The sequence below is a fragment of the Marivirga atlantica genome (genome assembly GCF_016734805.1).
Classification (GTDB): Bacteria; Bacteroidota; Bacteroidia; order Cytophagales; family Cyclobacteriaceae; genus Marivirga; species Marivirga atlantica.
The window spans coordinates 1-2,228 of the sequence record NZ_JAERQG010000010.1; the positions used below are offsets into that span (position 1 = coordinate 1).

At 45.0% G+C, this 2,228-nt stretch carries 1 protein-coding gene; it reads right to left on the bottom strand.

Features of this window, described 5'->3' with window-relative positions; genetic code table 11:
- Positions 1–2,228 (bottom strand): efflux RND transporter permease subunit (locus JKP34_RS18105; protein ID WP_201924735.1); only part of this gene is annotated, 2,228 nt, incomplete at both ends.

The window sequence follows — 2,228 nt, forward strand, 5'->3', positions numbered from 1 at the left end:
GCCCGAAAAACAAGGGAATCCGAATACCGATCTGGTACTGATAAAATCCTGATTGTCCGGCTATCTGCTGCCGGCCATACTGCCCCTGCAATTGAGGTAAAAACTGTGAACGCCTCTCTTTTATGGTGGCGTCCGCTACATCCAACCGCTGTTTTGATACATTCAGCAATGGGTGGTTCATCAAAGAATCAGCCACATAATTGAGAGGTTCATCCAATTGAGAAGCTGGAACATCCGGCACGGTAAATAGGGTATCATTGGCAAACCACAAATTAAGCCGCTGCAAGGCACTTAGGTAATCCCGATAAGCCTGCTCTTTTTGTATCTGTACCTGATTGGCCTGGTTGGAGGTAGCGAGGTATTCTAGCTTGGAAGTAGCTTCCGTTTCTAACCTAATTCTTGCGGCTCTTTCAATATCGGTAAAAACCGAATCCAACTGCTCATAAACCTGGTAGTTGTTTTTGGTGGCATACACCATTGCCCAGGCTTGGCTTACTTCCCTTTCCAGCTCTATCACGGACAGGTCAAGTGCCTTCTCGGCCAATGCAACCCTTTCTTTTTGTAATTTCAAACGGGGTGCTATCCCGAAAATATCAATCTGCTGTTGCTGAATGCCGAATTGTGTGTACACACCCTCCGAACCATTGCCCACTTCTTCTTTACCGGTAAACACCTGAGTGTTACCTAAGTCCCAGGCTGTTTTCTTTAGGGCTTGTTGGTTTTCAATTTCCAGACGTGCCGATTGAATTTTAGGATAATTTTCTACTGCGCGCTTTCTCGCCTGTTCTAATGTAATCGTTGGTAGGCTGTCTTTCTCTTGTTCCTGCTGTTGTGCATTGGCTACAGCCGGTATGCCTAACAATCCACCACATACGATCAGGACAATGATCACGTTTGCATTCGGTGCTTTTAGGCCTTTTCTTCTGTCACTTCTTCCTTCTACAAAGGTGTAAAGCACCGGCAGCACTACCAGTGTAAGCAAAGTCGCGGTAAGCATACCACCAATCACTACGGTAGCCAACGGCCGCTGCACTTCCGCACCTGCACCAGCAGAAAAAGCCATGGGTAAGAAGCCAAATATATCAGTAGTAGCAGTTAGCATAATGGGCCTGATCCTTTCTTTGGTACCGGTGAAAATGCGGTCACGTATACTGGTTACACCTTCCTCTTTGAGAGAATTGAACCGGTTGATGAGTACCAGACCATTCAACACAGCTACACCAAACAAAACGATAAAGCCTACTCCTGCTGAAATACTGAATGGCATATCGCGCATCCACAGCGCAAAGATTCCTCCGATAGCTGCCAATGGAATAGCCATATAGATCATTATGGATTGAGAAAACGACTTTAAAGCAAAATAAAGTAAAATAAAAATTAGGAATAGCGCAATGGGGACTACAATCTGCAGCCTGCTTTTAGCCCGTTGAAGATTCTCAAATTCTCCGCCATAAGTAATGTAATAGCCTGGTGGTAAATCTAATTCCGCATCCAGTTTTTTCTGAATGTCATTTACCACAGACTCTACATCACGACCCCTGGTATTTACCCCAACATAAGTTCTCCTGAACGTGTTGTCACGCGATATCTGCATCGGCCCGGGTACATAGCTAATGTCGGCTACTTCTTTAATAGGTACTTGTGTGCCATCGGGCAAGTCAATGTACAAGGTACGCAAGTCGTCAATACTTCTACGATGTTTTTCGTCAAAGCGAATGACCATATCAAATCGCTTTTCTCCTTCAAAAATGACGCCGGCAACACCTCCGGCAAAAGCCGCACTCACATACTCATTAAGCTTTTGAATATCCAAGCCATATTGTGCAATTTTCTTCCTGTTGTATCGCACCGTCATCTGCGGCAGTCCAGAAGTTCGTTCAGGGTTTACATCACCTACTCCAGAGATCGTTTGAATAATTTCAGCCATTTCCTCTGCTTTTTGAGAAAGTACATCCAAATCTTCACCATAGAGCTTGACGGCCACATCTTCTCTTACCCCAGTCAACAGCTCATTGAACCTTAGCTCTACCGGCTGGCTGAATACCAGATTTACACCGGTAAGTTCCCGCTCAAGCAATGTTTTGATTTCAGCTATCAGCTCTTCTTTAGTCTCTACGGAAGTCCATTTATCCATATCCTTTTCCAGAATGATGAACATATCGGCAATGTCCATGGGCATAGGGTCGGTAGGAATATCAGCTACACCTATACGGGCTACAGCAGTTTTT